The following is a 17,133-nucleotide window of genomic DNA, read 5'->3' as shown; positions in this document are numbered from 1 at the left end:
GCTTTCAGCTCGGTTGCCTGCGCCGGTTTCAATACATGTCGCGGCGCACCGTGACGGTGCCGATCAGCAGGTCGTGCAACAGGCGGCTGCGGTCGGTGAAAAGACCGATCAGCAGGATCAGCGGCGTCAACAGCGCGTTGGCGATCCAGAAGATGACGAGGTGGACGATCGCCGTCAGGAAGTCCATCGGGCGCCCGTCGGTTCTGGCAATCGCCAGGCCCATCACGCGCATGCCGGGAGAGGCCTGTTCGCGGCCACCGACCGTCAGGCCGAAATAGAGCATGGCGACGATCGCAAAGAGCGCCGGATACAGCATGAAGCCGAGGCCGAGCGTCAGGATGCCGAGGAAGAAGACGACGACCGCCGCAGGGATCCACAGAAGCGCGATGATCGCGTAATCGATCAGAAAGGCAAAGACGCGTCGCGACAGCACGCCCTGATAGGCGCGCCAGTCATTGCTCGGCAGCCTCAGTTCTTCGTTGTGCATGGTCATCGGTCAAAAGCCTCGTTTGGTTGCAGCAAGGATATGGGATGGCATTCCCTGCAAAACAAGGATCTGGGCCCGGATCAAGCGGAGCGTTTCAGCGGCCTTTGGCAAGGATGCGGGCCACTTCGACGGCGAAGTAGCTGAGGATGCCGTCGCAGCCGGCCCGTTTGAAGGCGAGCAGCGTTTCGAGCATCACCTTCTCGCCGTCGATCCAGCCGTTGGCAGCCGCGGCCTTCACCTGCGAGTACTCGCCGGACACCTGATAGGCGAAGACCGGCAGGCCGAAGGCTTCCTTCATCCGCCAGCAGATGTCGAGATAGGGAAGGCCTGGCTTTACCATCAGCATGTCGGCGCCTTCCTCGACGTCGAGGGCAGCGTCGCGGATCGCTTCGGTGCCGTTGGCCGGGTCGATGTAATAGGTCTTCTTGTCGCCTTTCAGAAGGCCGCCGGTGCCGATCGCCTCGCGATAGGGACCGTAGAAGCCGGAAGCGAACTTGGTCGCATAGGACATGATGCCGACATTCTGGTGGCCGCTCGCGTCGAGCGCCTGGCGGATGGCGCCGATGCGTCCGTCCATCATGTCGGAAGGAGCGATGATATCTGAGCCGGCATCCGCCTGGGCAACGGCCGCCTTTGCGATCGTCTCGACCGTCTCGTCGTTGACGATCTCGCCATTGCGCAGGATGCCGTCATGGCCATGGCTGGTGAAGGGGTCGAGCGCGACATCTGTAATGATGCCGATCTCGGGCACGGCTTTCTTGAAAGCGCGCGTCGCCTGGTTGATCAGGTTGTCGGCGGCAAGGCTGTTGGAGCCGGTATCGTCGCGCAGCGACAGGTCGATGTTGGGGAAGGTGGCGATCGCCGGAATGCCGAGATCGGCCGCTTCCTTCACCGCCTCGACCGCCTTGTCGATGCTCATCCGGTTGACCCCCGGCATCGCATCGATCGGCTGGACGATATTGCTTCCCGGCACGATGAAGATCGGCCAGATCAGGTCGTCGACGGTCAGGCGGTTTTCCTGCACCAGCCGGCGCGTCCAGTCGGCCTTGCGGTTGCGGCGCATGCGGCGGTGGCCGGTAACCCTGTCCACAAGATTTGTCCTGTCGTTCATCGCGCCGCGCCTTTCCCGTGAAAATCGTCGATAGGCAAGCGCTTTATCATGGGCTGGCCGTCATTGGGAACCGCGCGGCCGGCCAACGGGCTGCGGCATTTCTTCCCTTTAAGGGTGGCCGCGGGGGAGGGGAGGCCGTGATGCCGCTGGCGGATGGCAAAGACCCGCCCTATCTTGCCGCCCATGCTTCATGATTCTGCCCATGTGCCGAAACCGTCGCTGACCGAGATCCTCTTCGGTCTCTTCCTGCGTCTGGTCTCCGCTTCATGTATCTGGTTCGCGCTGAACTACTGGGCCATGCTGATCGGCTTTTCCCATGGCGGCGCCGGGCGCTTCGATCTCCTGACGCCGGAGTGGCGGGCGGCCGCAACCGCACTTGCCGTGATCTATCCGGTGGCTGCCCTCGGCCTGTGGCTGCTGGTCTCCTGGGGGCCGGTCGTCTGGGTGGTTGCGGCAGCGATCGAGATCGTGATGTACGAGTTCTATCCGGCCAGTTTCGGCACCCGTCCGCTGCTGGTCGTGCTGCACGCGGCGGTCGCCGTTACCTTCGTTCTTTTCCGCGCGGCGATCTTCTATCAGCGCTGGCGGCTTGCCAGGCAGGTAAGAGTTGATTCACCCTGAGACAGGGTCGCCAAATGGCAAGCTCTTGTTAAGGCTGCGGTTTAAGTAGAATTTTAGACGTATTCGATAGGGTCTCACTCAAGGCGGGAAGACAAACAGACACCGCCAAACAAAACAGTGAGGCAGTCAAATGAACACCAAGATGAAGCCGCAGGCAGTTCAGGCCAGAGACCCCCAGGAAGAAACCATCCGCGGTCTCTACATGGAATCCCTTCACCTCGTCGAGCGTCTGCACCGCCGCCTGCTCGACGTCATCAAGGACGAGTTCGACCGCGAAGGTCGCAGCGACGTCAACGCCGTTCAGGCTCTGTTGCTCTTCAACATCGGCAACTCGGAACTGACCGCCGGCGAACTTCGCTCCCGCGGCTACTACCTCGGCTCGAACGTCTCCTACAACGTCAAGAAGCTCGTCGACCTCGGCCTGATCAACCATCAGCGCTCCCGCGTCGACCGTCGCTCGGTCCGCATCAGCCTGACGGAAGACGGCCAGGAAATCGCCGAAACCGTCGCCAAGCTTTACGAGCGCCACATCGGCTCGATCCAGAAGGTCGGCGGCATCGGTTCGGACGAGTTCACCCAGATGAACAAGCTCTTGCAGCGCCTCGATCGCTTCTGGAACGACTCGATCATGTACCGCCTCTGATCAAGGCAAACCTCCAGTTCAAGGGTCGGGCGCAATCCCTGCGTGTCCGACCTTTGCCATTTACGGCACCCTGTCCTGTTGCCGAAAAGCTGCACAGCTGCGGCACGCTTTCCGCGCCTTCGCGCGATTTTTCAAGCCAAAAACATTAGCAAATCAGAATGTTGCCGTTTCCACTTCGGCTGCAGCCCCGTCGCGTCCAGCGAAAAGCAAAAGGCATGCCATGTCGCGGTTCAGCCTCGCCGAGACACGAATTGGCCATATTGCTATGACAGCGACGACGACATGCGGTAGGTGCGGCCACATGTTTTCTGGTGTGTGGATTCGTTTCGCGTTTCGCCTGCCGGATGAGGGTCCTCACTCGCGGCATCGTGAAATCTTGTGAGGGCAGGGTGGCTCGTTGGTTGACCTTTGTTAACCACGATCGTGTTAGGGCTGCGGCAACGTGCGTGTCAGCGCATAGGGCGTGTGCCAACGCATTGGGATGGTAGGATTATGTCGAAAAAGAATGGAATTGATGCATTCTCGCGCCGCGCCTTCTTGCGCTCGGCAGCAACCTTCGGCGCCGTGGCAGTCGCCGGCGCGGCAAGCGCACAGGACGCCCTGAACGAGATCATCAATTCGCCTCGCCGCGGCTCCTGGGACGACCAGTTTGACGCGAAGGGGGCATCGCGCACCGCGACGACGGTGGTTTCGAACACGCCTGTCTTCGGCCCGGAAACGATCGCTCACGTGCAGCAGGCGATCTTCGACTACCAGAACATCGTTTCGCAGGGCGGCTGGCCGTCGGTTCAGACCAGCGTCAAGCTCGAACTTGGCGTCACCGACCCGTCCGTGCAGCAGCTCCGCCAGCGCCTGATGGTTTCCGGCGACCTGCCGCGCTCGGCCGGTGTCTCCTCGTCCTTCGACAGCTACGTCGAGGGCGCAGTCAAGCGCTTCCAGGCCCGCCACGGTCTGCCGGCAGACGGCGTCATCGGCGAGTACACGCTGAAGGCGATCAATGTCGATGCCAACACCCGCCTCGGCCAGCTTCAGACCAACCTCGTTCGCCTGCAGTCGATGTCGGGTGGGCTCGGCCGCCGCTACGTGATGGTCAACATTCCGGCCGCCTATATCGAAGCGGTGGAGAACGGCCGCGTGGCGCTGCGCCACACGGCGATCGTCGGCAAGATCGACCGCCAGTCGCCGATCCTCAACTCGAAGATTTACGAGGTCATCCTCAACCCCTACTGGACCGCGCCTCGCTCGATCATCCAGAAGGACATCATGCCGCTGATGCGCAAGGACCCGACCTATCTCGCGCGCAACTCGATCCGCCTGTTCGACGGCAGCGGCGGCGAAGTGTCGCCGGAAACCGTCGACTGGAACGCGGAAAAGGCGCCGAACCTGATGTTCCGCCAGGACCCGGGCAAGATCAACGCGATGTCGTCGACGAAGATCAACTTCCACAACGAGCATCAGGTCTACATGCACGACACGCCACAGCAGGGCCTGTTCAACAAGCTCATGCGCTTCGAATCGTCGGGCTGCGTGCGCGTGCAGAACGTGCGCGACCTTTCGACCTGGCTCCTGAAGGAAACGCCCGGCTGGTCGCGCCAGCAGATCGAGGCGACCATCAAGACCGGCGTCAACACGCCGATCACGCTTGCCGAGGAAGTGCCTGTTTTCTTCACCTATATCACCGCCTGGTCCGCCAAGGACGGCGTGGTGCAGTTCCGCGACGATATCTATCAGCGCGACGGTGCCACCGAACTCGCGCTTCAGACGCCCTATGGCGTCGAGCAGTCGGCCGGTTCGGTCGATCAGGACGCCTTGCCGCAATAAGCAGATTTGCGACACGAAATCGAAAAGCCGCGTTTCCCCTGGAAGCGCGGCTTTTTCATGCGCCGGACCCCGCGATATTTCGGCGCGGCAGATGGGGGAAATGACGCAAACCGCACAGCGGATATTGCTCTCTCCGTGCGAGGAAGTTAAAGAACTGCCACCCTTGAGAGGAGCCTCGCACCGATGCCTGAACAGACCAATGACGCTTTCTTCACCCGCTCTCTGGCCGACAGCGATCCGGACATCTTTGGTGCGATCGAGAAGGAGCTGGGTCGCCAGCGCCACGAGATCGAGCTGATCGCCTCCGAGAACATCGTTTCCCGCGCCGTGCTCGAAGCCCAGGGCTCGATCATGACCAACAAATATGCCGAGGGCTACCCGGGCAAGCGCTACTACGGCGGCTGCCAGTTCGTCGACATCGCCGAGGAACTGGCGATCGAGCGCGCCAAGAAGCTCTTCGGCGTCAACTTCGCCAACGTTCAGCCGAACTCCGGTTCGCAGATGAACCAGGCCGTGTTCCTGGCGCTCCTGCAGCCGGGCGACACCTTCATGGGCCTCGACCTCAATTCGGGCGGTCACCTGACACACGGTTCGCCGGTCAATATGTCCGGCAAGTGGTTCAACGTCGTCTCCTACGGCGTGCGTGAAGACGACCACCTGCTTGACATGGACAACGTCGCCGAGCAGGCGCGCAAGCACAAGCCGAAGCTGATCATCGCCGGCGGCACCGCTTACTCGCGTATCTGGGACTGGAAGCGTTTCCGCGAGATCGCCGATGAAGTCGGCGCCTGGCTGATGGTCGACATGGCGCACATCGCCGGTCTCGTCGCCGGTGGCCAGCATCCGTCGCCGTTCCCGCATTGCCACGTGGCAACGACCACGACGCACAAGTCGCTCCGCGGCCCGCGCGGCGGCATGGTTCTGACCAACGACGAAGATATCGCCAAGAAGATCAACTCGGCCGTCTTCCCGGGCCTTCAGGGCGGCCCGCTGATGCACGTCATCGCTGCGAAGGCCGTGGCCCTCGGAGAAGCGCTGCAGCCGTCGTTCAAGGACTATGCGGCCCAGGTCGTCAAGAACGCCCGCACGCTTGCCGAAACGCTGAAGGCCAATGGCCTCGACATCGTCTCGGGCGGTACGGACAACCACCTGATGCTCGTCGACCTGCGCAAGAAGAACGCAACAGGCAAGCGCGCGGAAGCCGCTCTCGGTCGTGCCTTCATCACCTGCAACAAGAACGGCATCCCGTTCGACCCTGAAAAGCCCTTCGTCACCTCGGGCGTCCGTCTCGGCACGCCGGCCGGCACGACCCGTGGCTTCAAGGAAGCCGAGTTCAAGGAAATCGGTGAGCGGATCGTCGAGGTTCTCGACGGCCTGAAGGTCGCCAACTCCGACGAGGGCAATGCCGCCGTCGAAGCGAGCGTTCGCGACAAGGTCGTCAAGCTGACCGACCGCTTCCCGATGTACGGCTACATGTGATCGGTCGCCCATGCGCTGCCCCTATTGCGGTTCTGAAGACAGTCAGGTGAAGGATTCCCGTCCGGCAGAGGACGGGAATGCCATTCGCCGCCGCCGGATTTGTCCGGATTGTGGAGGTCGTTTCACGACCTTCGAACGGGTGCAGTTGCGCGAGCTGATGATCATCAAGAAAACCGGTCGGAAGGTTCCTTTCGACCGGGACAAGCTTTTGCGCTCCTTCGAGATCGCGCTGCGCAAGCGCCCGGTCGATCGCGACCGCATCGAGCGGGCGGTCTCCGGGATCGTGCGCCGCCTCGAAAGCTCCGGCGAGACCGAGATCCCTTCGGAAGAAATCGGCCTGCAGGTGCTCGAAGCGCTGAAGAGCCTCGATGACGTGGCCTTCGTGCGCTACGCTTCGGTCTATCGCGATTTCTCCCATGCGGAGGATTTCGAGAAGGTCATCACCGAGATCAGCGCCAAGATCGCGCGCGATCCCGGCGAATAGCTCACGCTGGATAGAGCCATGAAAGCGCCCAACCGTGAAGACGAGAGGTTCATGGCCGCGGCGCTGAGGCTGGCTCGCCACCATCTCGGACAGACATCCACCAATCCCTCCGTCGCCTGCCTGATCGTCAAGGACGGTGTTATCGTCGGCCGGGCCGTAACCGCGCGAAGCGGCCGTCCGCATGCCGAAACCCAGGCGCTGACCGAGGCCGGCGAGAAGGCAAGGGGTGCGACCGCCTACGTGACGCTCGAGCCTTGCTCCCATCACGGCAAGACGCCGCCCTGCGCCGATGCGCTCGTCGCCTCCGGCATATCCCGCGTGGTGATCTCGATCCTCGATCCGGACGTGCGGGTCGCAGGGCGCGGCGTCGTGCGCCTGCGCGATGCCGGCATCACCGTCGATATCGGTGTGCTCCCCGAGGACGGGCATCAGGCGCTTGAAGCCTACCTCATGCGCCAGGTCAGCCGACGTCCCTATGTGACTCTCAAGCTTGCCGTTTCGGCCGATGGCATGATCGGGCGCAAGGGCGAGGGGCAGGTGCGCATCACCGGTTCCATCTCCCGTGGTCAAGTACAGATGCTGCGGGCGGAGACCGACGCGATCCTGGTCGGGATCGGCACGGCTGCGGCCGACGATCCGGAATTGACCGTGCGCTTGCCGGGGCTCGAACATCGTTCGCCGCTGCGCATCGTTCTCGATCGCCGGCTCGACCTGCCGCTTTCCTCCAAACTTGTGTTAACGGCGCGGGAGGTCCCCGTCATCGTGGTCTCCAGCGACGGTTCCGGTGATGCTGATTCGGATGCGGATGATGGCCGAGCAGCACGCAAGGCGGCCCTGGAGGCGGCCGGCGTCGAGGTGCTCGAAGCCGGATCGATCGCCGACCTTCTTACCGCACTCGCGTCCCGCGGTCTCTCCTCGCTGATGGTTGAAGGCGGTGCAGTGGCTGCGCGCGCCTTTCTCGATGCGAACCTTGTCGACCGCATCCAGCTCTACACCGGACCGGGGACCATTGGCGAAAACGGCATCGCATCCCCATTTGACCGTAAGTCCGTGCCGGCAGGCTTCCGCCGCGTCGCCGAGGCACGCTATGGCGACGATCTGTTCGAGGAATACGAAAGAGAGAACTGATGTTCACAGGCATTGTTACCGATATCGGCACCGTCGATTCCGTCACCCCGCTGAAGGAAGGCATCAAGCTGCGTGTCGCCACGCGCTACGATCCGAAGACGATCGACATGGGGGCCTCCATCGCCCACTCCGGCGTATGCCTGACGGTGACGGCTTTGCCTGACGCCGGCAGCAACGAGCGCTGGTTCGAGGTCGAGGCCTGGGAAGAGGCGCTGCGGCTGACGACGATCGCGGGCTGGACGAAAGGCACGCGCATCAATCTCGAGCGGTCCTTGAAGATCGGCGACGAACTCGGTGGCCACTTGGTTTCCGGCCATGTCGACGACAAGGCGGAAATTCTGTCGGTGGAAGCGGAAGGCGACGCCGTGCGATTTCGTCTGCGGGCGCCTGAGCATCTGGCAAAGTTCGTCGCGCCAAAGGGATCGGTCGCGCTAGACGGTACGTCGCTGACGGTCAACAAGGTCGCTGGCGCCGAATTCGACGTGCTCCTGATCCGTCACTCGCTGGAGGTCACGACCTGGGGCGAGCGCAAGGCCGGCGATTTCGTCAACTTCGAGGTCGACACCATGGCGCGCTACGCGGCGCGCCTCGCGGAGTTCCCGGCGCCAAAGCCGGAGTGAACTGACTTCCTCTTTCGCCGAATGCAAACCGCCCCCGATCGGGGGCGGTTCTGGTTTCGGGAGATGTTGACGCTCAACGCACGTAGAGGGTCAGGCTGCCGTCGGCCGCCTGTTCGGCGCCGGCAATGTTGTTCATCTCGACATTCTGCGCCTTCAGCTTGGCTGCAAGCGGCTTGTTGCCTTCGACGGCTGCGTGCAGGGACGAAAGCTGTTGCGGCGTCGCTTCGTTGATCCACATGCGCGTCTGGCTCGATTCCTTCAGCGTATCCACGTCGACGACGTTGAAATGATCGCCCTTGAAATCGCGAACGGTGGGGTCGATTTCGGCCGGCCAGTTCATGGCTGCGCTCGCAGCATAGGAGACGCCGCCGAAGGAAAGGGCGGAGAGAGCAGCGATGACGGAAAGCTTGGCTATGCGGTTCATGGTCATGCTCCTTTGTTTACCGGCAACAAGGCGCAAGCCGGCCCGATACGGGAACGCGGGAACCTTGCGGGTTTCCGGGCCGGTGAGGTTCGCCTATTGCGGCGGCCAGCAGGGTTCGTTTGCGGGTGTTGTCACCCGCAAGCAAAAACGCTGGACTGTTTCGACTGATTGGTCGGCGTTTGCTCCCTTCTTGGGGAGGGCGCGTCGTGCCAACGACTAGGAAACTGGGCCGGAATGTGGCCCTTTCCAAGGCATTGGCATCGGGAAAACAATTAAAACTTGTTCATGTTTCGGCGTGCGCGCGAGCCCATCTTTCGCCTGTCGCAGCCGCTGCCTTCTGGTGGCGCTCGAACATGATCACGTGGTTGCCGTGATAGGTCGTGCGCCAGAATTCCTTGAAGCCATGCTTCTCGGCGACCCGGATCGACGCGTGGTTGCCGATATCGATGATGCAGGTCTTGCGCAACGTCGGAAACTGGTGGTCGGCCCATTTGAGCGCCGCGCTGACGGCCTCGGTTGCGAGCCCCTTGCCATGCGCTTTCGGCGACAGCGCCCACCCCGTTTCCATCGTCCCTTCGAGTGAAGGCGTGATGGCGCGATGCACGTCGTGGAAACCGGCCTCGCCGAGAAAGGTCCCGGTCTCCCGGTCCTGGATGGCAAAGAAGCCGAAGCCGAAATAGTGCCACATGCCGACCTGGCGCAGGAAGCGGGTCCAGGACTGCTCCCGCGTAAACGGCACCCCGCCGACATAACGGATGACCTCGGCATCGCCGAACAGCGCGGAATAGGAGGGAAAATCGTCACGGCGATAGGGGCGCAGGACAAGGCGATCGGTCTCGATGATGGGAACGCTATGCATATTCGATCCTATGCTGTGATGATGTCAGGCACCGGGCTCGCCGTCCCAGTAGTCGACGGCGCTTTCTGGTCGGCCGGTGAAGCTGAACGACCGTTCGCCCTTGGTACCGCGCGTCCTGGCGAGGAACTTGCCCGAATCCGGGTACTCGCAGATTTCGGTTGCCGCCTTGGTCGAGATCGAAAGGTACTTGAGCGGCACTGTGCCCGTATTGATCAGGTGATGCGCTGTTTCAGGACCACCCGCAGGCGCGCCCAGAATGTCGCCCGGGCCGACCGCGTAACGCTCGCTGCCGAAGCGGTAAGTCCCTTCACCCTCGAGGATAATGAACATTTCCTCTTCGACATGGTGATTGTGAAACGGGCAACCGGACTTTCCCGGCGGCACTTCACCGTAGCCGATGCCCAGATCCTTGAGGCCTAGCAGCGCGCCGAAGGCGACGTCGCGGGATTCGAAGAAAGTGCCTTGCGTCCAGTGGTCGAGTTCCAGGTTTTTGGGATTAACGATCGGCTTTTTCGTATCGGTCACATGGTCCTCCCTGGCGCACCGTTGTCGCGGTAACGCTAATACGTTCTATCCGTGTCGCGCGTTCGTCCCGTCGTCAACCTGCGATCGCTAAAATTAGCGACGATGGTTACAGGAATACATCCTAGTGTTGCAATCCATCGGCGAGACCATCTAGGCGCAATCGCGCGATGGTTTCACCAGGGGCTGTGAGGCCGCGTATGGGTGCGAATAAGGCGTGCGGCTTGCCGTCTTCGCCGGTCGGCGGCAGTGCCCTCCGGTGGGACCGAATTGGAGGAACCGCGAAGCTTAGGATGCTGGTTATTGGCGGCCGCCGGACGCGGCAAAAGGCCGTCTGTGGTGGAATTTGCTTGCCATTCGACGCCGGGCGTGGTTTGACCGCCGCCTTGGCCGGTCGCATCCGGCGCTGAATTCTCAAAGACAGGTGATCCATGGCAGAGACCACGGCAGCCCACATCCTGATTGTGGAAGCGCGTTTCTATGACGATATGGCCGACGCTCTGCTCGACGGAGCGAAACATGCGCTGGACGAAGCCGGGGCGACCTATGATATCGTAACAGTTCCGGGTGCTCTCGAAATCCCGCCGGCGATCGCCATGGCGCTCGACGGCGCTGACGAAGGTGGCACCGAATACGACGGTTTCGTTGCCCTTGGCATGGTCATTCGTGGCGAAACCTATCATTTCGACATCGTCGCGAACGAATCCTCGCGCGCGATCATGGATCTTGCGGTGAGCGAGAGCCTCGCGATCGGCAACGGTATCTTGACGGTCGAAAACGACGATCAGGCCTGGGCGCGTGCGCGCCGCTCGGAAGGCGACAAGGGTGGCTTTGCTGCGCGTGCGGCACTGACCATGATTGAACTTAAGAAGAAACTGGGCACGGAAAAGTGACGAAAACCCCCTCGGATCAACCGCTGAAGCAGGTCAACCAGCGCGGTGCAGCACGCCTTGCTGCGGTGCAGGCGCTCTATCAGATGGACATCGGCGGCACCGGTGTCCTCGAAGTGGTTGCTGAATACGAAGCGCATCGCCTCGGACAGGATGTCGATGGCGACACCTACCTGAAGGCCGACCCCTCCTGGTTCCGGTCGATTGTCGCCGGTGTCGTGCGCGACCAGCGCAAGCTTGATCCGCTGATCGGCTCGGCGCTTCAGGACGACTGGGCGTTGTCGCGTCTCGATTCCACCGTGCGCGCCATCCTGCGTGCGGGCACCTTCGAGATGCTTGAGCGCAAGGACGTGCCGGTTCCGGTGATCGTCACGGAGTATGTCGAGATCGCCAAGGCTTTCTTCTCGGATGACGAGCCCAAGCTGGTCAATGCTGTCCTCGACCGCATTGCCCGACAGGTCCGCGGCGAACCGAGGAAATAAGGTCGATGGTTGCGGCTGCTGCAGATGACATGGGCAAGACCCTTCGCGAAACACGCCGCAACGTTTACCTCCTGACCGCCGCGCAGGCCGTGCTCGGCGTCGTCGGCCCCATCTGCTTTTCGGTCGGCGGTGTCGCCGGTTACCAGATGCTGGCGGAAGACAAGTCGCTGGCCACCGCGCCGCTCACCGCGTTCAACGTCGGCATGGCGCTGGGCGTTGTGCTTGTTGCGGTATTGTCGCGCCTGATCGGCCGCCGTTTCGCCTTCATGAGCGGGACCGCAATCGCGGCCGCCGGGGCAGCGCTCGCCGCCGTCGCACTCTTCCGCGAGAATTTCTGGCTCTTCGCCTTCGCACTCGCGATGCTCGGCTCGTCGAACGGCTTTACACAGAAGCTGCGCTTTGCCGCTGCCGACGCTTCGCCGTCGTTTTACAAGCCCAAGGCAATTTCGCTGATCCTTGGCGGCGGCATCGTTTCCGCCGTTCTCGGTCCGCAGATCGTCATTTTCGCTGGCGACCTGTTCGCGCCGGTTTCTTTTGCCGGGGCTTTCGTCGTCCTGATGCCGATTTGCCTCGTGGCTGCCCTGTTTTTCGCGCCGCTGCGGCTGCCCGAGCCGGGCGCAATGGTGAGTGCCCACCACGATCAGTCCGTTCGTCCGCTCGGCGAAATCGTCCGCAGCCAGCGCTTTGCCACCGGCATGATCTGCGGCATTTCCAGCTACGCGCTGATGACCTTCATGATGACCGGCGCGCCCGTCGCCATGGTGATCGGCTGCGGCTTCTCGACCGAACTCGCCACGCTCGGCATCCAGTGGCACGTGCTGGCGATGTTTGCGCCGAGCTTCGTCACCGGCATGCTTATCAGCCGCTTCGGCGCCGAACGCATCGTCGGTTGCGGCCTGCTCTTGCTCATGGCCTGCGCCGCAGTCGCGCATATGGGCATCGAGCTCTGGAACTTCTGGGGTGCGCTGGTGCTGCTTGGCCTCGGCTGGAACTTCGGCTTCATCGGCTCGACGGCGATCGTCGCCAGCAGCTACCGGCCGCAGGAAGCCGACAAGGTCCAGGCCTTCCACGACATCATCCTGTTCACCACCGTGGCGCTGTCGTCGTTTGCCTCGGGCAAGGTCCTCACCGCCTATGGCTGGGACATGCTGAACGCAGTCGTGTGGCCGGTGACGATCGTTTGCCTTATCCTCCTCTTGCTCCTGAAGCGGGCGCCGCGCAAGGCCGCCGCCTAACGCTTCCATTCCCCTGAAATCTAAAGCGAACGAGGCGCCGCCAGTGGCGTTTCTCGGGGCTTGACGATCTCCCGTTGCAACCGCACTCTGGCCGCGCCGTGAGGGGTGCTGCTTGAGGAGGTGGTGCGTGATTCGCGGTTTTGAGGGGCCTGCGGCCGGGAGTGAGTCCGCGGGTTGTAACGGAGGGTAATGCGAAATGACCATTTTATTGGGCGTTATCGCATGCGGGTTGCTCGCGGTGGCTTACGCCATCTGGGCAACACAGTCGGTGCTTGCCGCCGACCAGGGGAACGCCCGCATGCAAGAAATCGCAGGCTACATTCGTGAAGGGGCGCAGGCCTATCTCACGCGTCAATACAAGACCATTGCCATTGTCGGCGTCGTCGTATTCATCGCCGCTTGGGTTCTTCTTTCTCCCGCCGCCGCTTTCGGCTTTCTGATCGGTGCGATCCTTTCGGGTGCCGCGGGTTTCATCGGCATGCATGTTTCGGTGCGGGCCAATGTGCGCACGGCCCAGGCGGCTTCCGTCAGCCTTGCCTCCGGTCTCGACATCGCCTTCAAATCCGGCGCAATCACCGGCCTTCTCGTTGCGGGCCTGGCCCTTCTCGGGGTCTCGGTCTACTACGTCGTCCTCACGGCCGGCATGGGGCATGAGCCTGCCTCGCGCGAAGTCATCGATGCCCTGGTCTCGCTCGGTTTCGGCGCATCGCTGATTTCGATCTTCGCCCGTCTCGGCGGTGGCATCTTCACTAAGGGTGCCGACGTCGGCGGCGACCTCGTGGGTAAGGTCGAAGCCGGCATTCCGGAAGACGACCCGCGCAATCCGGCGACCATTGCCGACAACGTCGGCGACAATGTCGGCGACTGCGCCGGCATGGCCGCCGACCTGTTCGAGACCTACGCTGTCTCCATCGTCGCAACCATGGTGCTGGCGGCCATCTTCTTTGCCGGGACGCCGCTGCTCGCAACGATCATGGTCTATCCGCTGGCAATCTGCGCCGCCTGCATCATCACCTCGATCGTCGGCACCTTCTTCGTGAAGCTCGGCGCCAACAATTCGATCATGGGCGCGCTGTACAGGGGGCTGATCGTCACCGGCGTGCTGTCGATCCTCGGTCTCGGCGCGGCCACGTCCTTCACCATCGGATGGGGCTCGATCGGTACCGTCGCCGGCAAGGACATCACGGGCTGGAACCTGTTCATCTGCGGCATTCTCGGGCTGGTGGTCACGGCGCTGATCGTGGTGATCACGGAATACTATACCGGCACCAACAAGCGGCCGGTGAATTCGATCGCCCAGGCCTCCGTCACCGGCCACGGCACCAACGTCATCCAGGGGCTTGCCGTCTCGCTGGAATCGACCGCGCTGCCGGCGATCGTCATCGTCGGCGGCATCATCGCGACCTACCAGCTTGCCGGCCTCTTCGGCACCGGCATTGCCGTTACCGCCATGCTCGGCATTGCCGGCATGATCGTGGCGCTGGACGCCTTCGGGCCAGTGACCGACAATGCCGGCGGTATCGCGGAGATGTCGCATCTGCCGCCGGAGGTGCGCAAATCCACCGACGCGCTTGATGCGGTCGGCAACACCACCAAGGCCGTCACCAAAGGCTACGCAATCGGTTCTGCCGGTCTCGGCGCGCTGGTACTTTTTGCAGCCTATTCGAACGATCTGAGCTATTTCGCCGCAAATGGCGACAAATATCCTTACTTCGCCGATGTGGGGCAGATCTCCTTCGACCTCTCCAACCCCTATGTGGTTGCCGGCCTGATCTTCGGTGGCCTCATTCCCTATCTCTTCGGTGGCATTGCCATGACCGCCGTCGGCCGTGCAGCCGGCTCGATCGTCGAGGAGGTTCGCCGGCAGTTTCGCGAGAAGCCCGGCATCATGGCAGGCACGGAACGGCCGGACTATGGCCGCGCCGTCGACCTTCTGACGAAGGCGGCGATCCGTGAAATGGTCATCCCTTCGCTGCTGCCGGTGCTGGCGCCCGTCGTCGTCTATTTCGGCGTGCTGCTGCTTTCGGGCTCGAAGGCTTCGGCCTTCGCGGCTCTCGGTGCCTCTCTGCTGGGTGTCATCGTCAACGGCCTCTTCGTGGCGATTTCGATGACTTCGGGCGGTGGCGCCTGGGACAATGCCAAGAAGAGCTTCGAGGACGGTTTCGTCGACAAGAACGGCGAACGTCATCTGAAGGGCTCCGACGCCCACAAGGCGTCGGTGACCGGCGATACCGTCGGCGACCCCTACAAGGACACGGCTGGTCCGGCGGTCAACCCGGCGATCAAGATCACCAACATCGTCGCTTTGCTGCTTCTGGCCGTCCTCGCCTGAAGCGCATCGCCGAAATGAAAAAAGCCCGCGAGACAGTGTTTCGCGGGCTTTTTGCTGGATCGAGCAGAACTTAGTTGCCGAAGTCCTTGAACAGGCTGCGCGCCGCGGCCTGACCGGCGCCGGGCCCGGTCAACAGCTGGCCGAGGAAGCTCGTTTCCTTGCCGCCTGTCGGCGTCGTGCGGGTCAGCATGTCGAAGACCTTGCCGTCCTTCAGCGTGTAGTGAGCAAGCTGGCTGACGGTGCCTTCCTTGTCGAAATAGACGGCCAGGATCGACTGGTCGACCAGCTGCGGCTTCATGAAGGCGACAGGGCGCTTGCGCGTCTGCGAAATGTAGTAGAACACTTCGTTGTCGAAGGTTGCCGTCGTCGAGGGCGTGCCGAGCGAGAGCAGCACCTGCTCGCGGCTGGAGCCGACCGGAACGAGGTTTAGCGTTTCCTGATCAACCACATAGCCCTGATGGAGAACTTCGCCGACATTGGCGGACTGGCAGGCAGAAAGGGTAAAACCGGCGATTGTGGCTACGACCGCCACGCGGCCGAGGGTCTTAAAGTTTTTTCTCAAATACCGCTTCGTCAACGACAGCTCCCCTTGGAGAAACGATGGCAGATCCGCCATTGCAATTCGTGCCTGCTTCGGTAAACCAGCTTCGGCTGTCATGCAACAACGTCATGGGCGCTTGCGCGCATTTCGAGAAAGCCAAGCCCGAGCTTTGTGATGATTTTTGGACTGTTTAAAAGAAAAAGTGGCAACACCGCGATTGTCGAGCGGCAATATGCATTGCTGACGGCCGCCGCACGCCAGCCCTACCTCTACACCGACCTCGATGTGCCGGACACGGTGATGGGACGGTTCGAGATGCTGTCGGCAACGCTGATCCTCTATTTCCGCCGTACGCGCGCTTCGGCGAGGGCGGGCCAGGAAATCGCCCAGGAGATCATCGATGCCTTCTTCGAGGACGTGGATCATTCGATCCGCGAGCTCGGCGTCGGTGACGCCGGCGTGCCGAAGAAGATGAAGAAGCTGGCCGGCATGTATTACGGCCGGCTCGAATCGTACGCGGCGGCGCTGGAAACGAAGGACGTCGAGGCTCTGGCGGCCGCGCTCAGGCGCAACTTCCATCCGGATGGCGGCGACGCCGCGCCTTCGATGGTGGCGCTTGCTGGCTATCTGCTGGCGGTCGAGGCGCAGCTCGTCGATGTCGCGGAAGACGTCGTCGAAGTCGGCCAGTTGCACATTCCGCCGGCTGGGGCGTAATAGAAAACAAGAGCGTCGCCACCGGCAGCCGGTCGGCGGCTGCATTCGCGATGGGCGCCAGGTAAGCCCGCGCGAGGAAGGATCCAATTATGAAAGACGAAAGCCGGCCGGCCTTTTCTTACCCGGTGAAGGTAGGGCACATTTCGGCGAACGCGGTCAGCGTTCACCTCTCCGCCAATGAGCGCGAGCGCAAGGCGCTTGCCGAGCTTTGGAACATCAACGATGTCCTGTCGCTCGAGGCCGACCTGCAAATCGCGCGCTGGAAGAAGGATGGCGTGAAGATCAAGGGCGACGTCAAGGCCCGCATCGTGCAGAGCTGTGTTGTCACGCTTGAGCCGGTCGAAGCCGATATCAACGAGCTGGTCGAGGCGATCTTCGTGCCCGAGGGCTCGCGGCTCGCCCGCCAGACAAGCAATGACGGCGGCGAGATGGTTCTCGACCCTGACGGTCCCGATATTCCCGATACCTTTGTCGGCGACACCATCGACGCCGGCGTCGTCGTCAGCGAGCAGGTCGCGCTCGCGATCGACCCTTATCCCCGTAAGCCCGGCGTGACGTTCGGCGAGCGCATCGAGAGCACATCTGCCGATGACAAGAAGCCGAACCCCTTTGCGGTCCTGAAGGACTGGAAAAAGGACTGAGGTCGCGAAAGCGTCATCTACAATTCGGTTGTCACGCAATGGAAAAGCAGTATTTTGGCCCCAAACCGGCCAGAAGAGCCGCCAAAGCGATCTGCCGCG

Annotated in this window: 19 protein-coding genes; 13 read left to right on the top strand and 6 right to left on the bottom strand. The window is 62.3% G+C overall.

What is annotated here, in order from left to right; translation table 11 throughout:
- Positions 1-28 precede the first annotated feature (28 nt).
- Together JVX98_RS15915 and hemB are read right to left on the bottom strand one after the other, a co-directional pair.
- Positions 29-493 carry an RDD family protein gene (locus tag JVX98_RS15915; protein WP_043611437.1) on the bottom strand — a complete coding sequence of 155 codons (465 nt, stop codon included), beginning with the start codon at positions 491-493 and terminating at the stop codon, positions 29-31.
- An 88-nt stretch (positions 494-581) separates the two neighbouring features.
- The gene (gene hemB, locus JVX98_RS15910) at positions 582-1,598 is read right to left on the bottom strand and encodes a porphobilinogen synthase (RefSeq protein ID WP_205239151.1); all 1,017 of its coding nucleotides are present in this window, start codon (positions 1,596-1,598) and stop codon (positions 582-584) included.
- Positions 1,599-1,781: 183 nt separating this feature from the next.
- Between hemB and JVX98_RS15905 the strand changes: the two genes are divergently transcribed.
- The 7 genes from JVX98_RS15905 (at position 1,782) to JVX98_RS15875 (ending at position 8,394) form a co-directional block, all read left to right on the top strand.
- Positions 1,782-2,219 carry a DUF6163 family protein gene (locus tag JVX98_RS15905; protein ID WP_043611440.1) on the top strand — a complete coding sequence of 146 codons (438 nt, stop codon included), beginning with the start codon at positions 1,782-1,784 and terminating at the stop codon, positions 2,217-2,219.
- A gap of 130 nt (positions 2,220-2,349) precedes the next feature.
- Positions 2,350-2,862: a transcriptional regulator LdtR gene (gene ldtR / locus JVX98_RS15900; RefSeq protein ID WP_043611441.1), complete on the top strand. Its 513-nt coding sequence runs from the start codon at positions 2,350-2,352 to the stop codon at positions 2,860-2,862.
- Positions 2,863-3,354: 492 nt separating this feature from the next.
- On the top strand, positions 3,355-4,683 hold the full coding sequence (locus JVX98_RS15895; protein WP_043611442.1) for a murein L,D-transpeptidase: 1,329 nt from the start codon (positions 3,355-3,357) through the stop codon (positions 4,681-4,683).
- 183 nt (positions 4,684-4,866) lie between these two features.
- Complete coding sequence (gene glyA / locus JVX98_RS15890; protein ID WP_043611443.1) at positions 4,867-6,162, top strand: serine hydroxymethyltransferase; 1,296 nt, start codon at positions 4,867-4,869, stop codon at positions 6,160-6,162.
- A 10-nt stretch (positions 6,163-6,172) separates the two neighbouring features.
- The gene (gene nrdR, locus JVX98_RS15885) at positions 6,173-6,646 is read left to right on the top strand and encodes a transcriptional regulator NrdR (RefSeq protein WP_034803756.1); all 474 of its coding nucleotides are present in this window, start codon (positions 6,173-6,175) and stop codon (positions 6,644-6,646) included.
- An 18-nt stretch (positions 6,647-6,664) separates the two neighbouring features.
- Complete coding sequence (ribD, locus tag JVX98_RS15880; RefSeq protein WP_205239150.1) at positions 6,665-7,774, top strand: bifunctional diaminohydroxyphosphoribosylaminopyrimidine deaminase/5-amino-6-(5-phosphoribosylamino)uracil reductase RibD; 1,110 nt, start codon at positions 6,665-6,667, stop codon at positions 7,772-7,774.
- Positions 7,774-8,394 carry a riboflavin synthase gene (locus JVX98_RS15875; protein ID WP_192447312.1) on the top strand — a complete coding sequence of 207 codons (621 nt, stop codon included), beginning with the start codon at positions 7,774-7,776 and terminating at the stop codon, positions 8,392-8,394. Before ribD ends, JVX98_RS15875 begins: the two co-directional genes overlap by 1 nt.
- Positions 8,395-8,467: 73 nt before the next feature.
- On the opposite strand, the gene JVX98_RS15870 is transcribed toward JVX98_RS15875, so the two are convergent.
- The 3 genes from JVX98_RS15870 to JVX98_RS15860 form a co-directional block, all read right to left on the bottom strand.
- Positions 8,468-8,818, bottom strand: a complete 351-nt coding sequence (locus JVX98_RS15870; protein WP_205239149.1) for a hypothetical protein — start codon at positions 8,816-8,818, stop codon at positions 8,468-8,470.
- A 283-nt stretch (positions 8,819-9,101) separates the two neighbouring features.
- On the bottom strand, positions 9,102-9,677 hold the full coding sequence (locus JVX98_RS15865) for a GNAT family N-acetyltransferase (protein WP_205239148.1): 576 nt from the start codon (positions 9,675-9,677) through the stop codon (positions 9,102-9,104).
- Between the two features lie 24 nt (positions 9,678-9,701).
- Positions 9,702-10,202: a cupin domain-containing protein gene (locus JVX98_RS15860; RefSeq protein WP_192447309.1), complete on the bottom strand. Its 501-nt coding sequence runs from the start codon at positions 10,200-10,202 to the stop codon at positions 9,702-9,704.
- A 428-nt stretch (positions 10,203-10,630) separates the two neighbouring features.
- Between JVX98_RS15860 and ribH the strand changes: the two genes are divergently transcribed.
- The 4 genes from ribH to JVX98_RS15840 all read left to right on the top strand — a co-directional run bounded on the left by ribH (position 10,631) and on the right by JVX98_RS15840 (position 15,138).
- Positions 10,631-11,092 (top strand): 6,7-dimethyl-8-ribityllumazine synthase, encoded by a 462-nt coding sequence (gene ribH / locus JVX98_RS15855; RefSeq protein WP_043611448.1) that lies wholly within the window; start codon positions 10,631-10,633, stop codon positions 11,090-11,092.
- Positions 11,089-11,571 (top strand): transcription antitermination factor NusB, encoded by a 483-nt coding sequence (gene nusB, locus JVX98_RS15850; protein ID WP_043611449.1) that lies wholly within the window; start codon positions 11,089-11,091, stop codon positions 11,569-11,571. Before ribH ends, nusB begins: the two co-directional genes overlap by 4 nt.
- Positions 11,572-11,576: 5 nt before the next feature.
- On the top strand, positions 11,577-12,806 hold the full coding sequence (locus tag JVX98_RS15845; RefSeq protein WP_371826549.1) for an MFS transporter: 1,230 nt from the start codon (positions 11,577-11,579) through the stop codon (positions 12,804-12,806).
- 196 nt (positions 12,807-13,002) lie between these two features.
- Positions 13,003-15,138, top strand: coding sequence for a sodium-translocating pyrophosphatase (locus JVX98_RS15840; RefSeq protein ID WP_192447308.1), 2,136 nt, complete (start codon positions 13,003-13,005; stop codon positions 15,136-15,138).
- Positions 15,139-15,208: 70 nt separating this feature from the next.
- Here JVX98_RS15840 and JVX98_RS15835 read toward each other — a convergent pair whose 3' ends face one another.
- Positions 15,209-15,715, bottom strand: coding sequence for an outer membrane protein assembly factor BamE (locus JVX98_RS15835; protein ID WP_043611497.1), 507 nt, complete (start codon positions 15,713-15,715; stop codon positions 15,209-15,211).
- Between the two features lie 138 nt (positions 15,716-15,853).
- Between JVX98_RS15835 and JVX98_RS15830 the strand changes: the two genes are divergently transcribed.
- Together JVX98_RS15830 and JVX98_RS15825 are read left to right on the top strand one after the other, a co-directional pair.
- Entirely contained in the window at positions 15,854-16,393 is a 540-nt protein-coding gene (locus JVX98_RS15830) for a ubiquinol-cytochrome C chaperone family protein (RefSeq protein ID WP_043611452.1), read from the top strand.
- A gap of 89 nt (positions 16,394-16,482) precedes the next feature.
- Positions 16,483-17,034: a DUF177 domain-containing protein gene (locus JVX98_RS15825; protein WP_205239147.1), complete on the top strand. Its 552-nt coding sequence runs from the start codon at positions 16,483-16,485 to the stop codon at positions 17,032-17,034.
- Positions 17,035-17,133: the final 99 nt, after the last annotated feature.

This window comes from Ensifer sp. PDNC004 (assembly GCF_016919405.1).
Taxonomy (GTDB): Bacteria; Pseudomonadota; Alphaproteobacteria; order Rhizobiales; family Rhizobiaceae; genus Ensifer.
The sequence above is the reverse complement of the archived record's forward strand: the minus strand, read 5'-3'. Positions and strand labels throughout refer to the sequence as shown.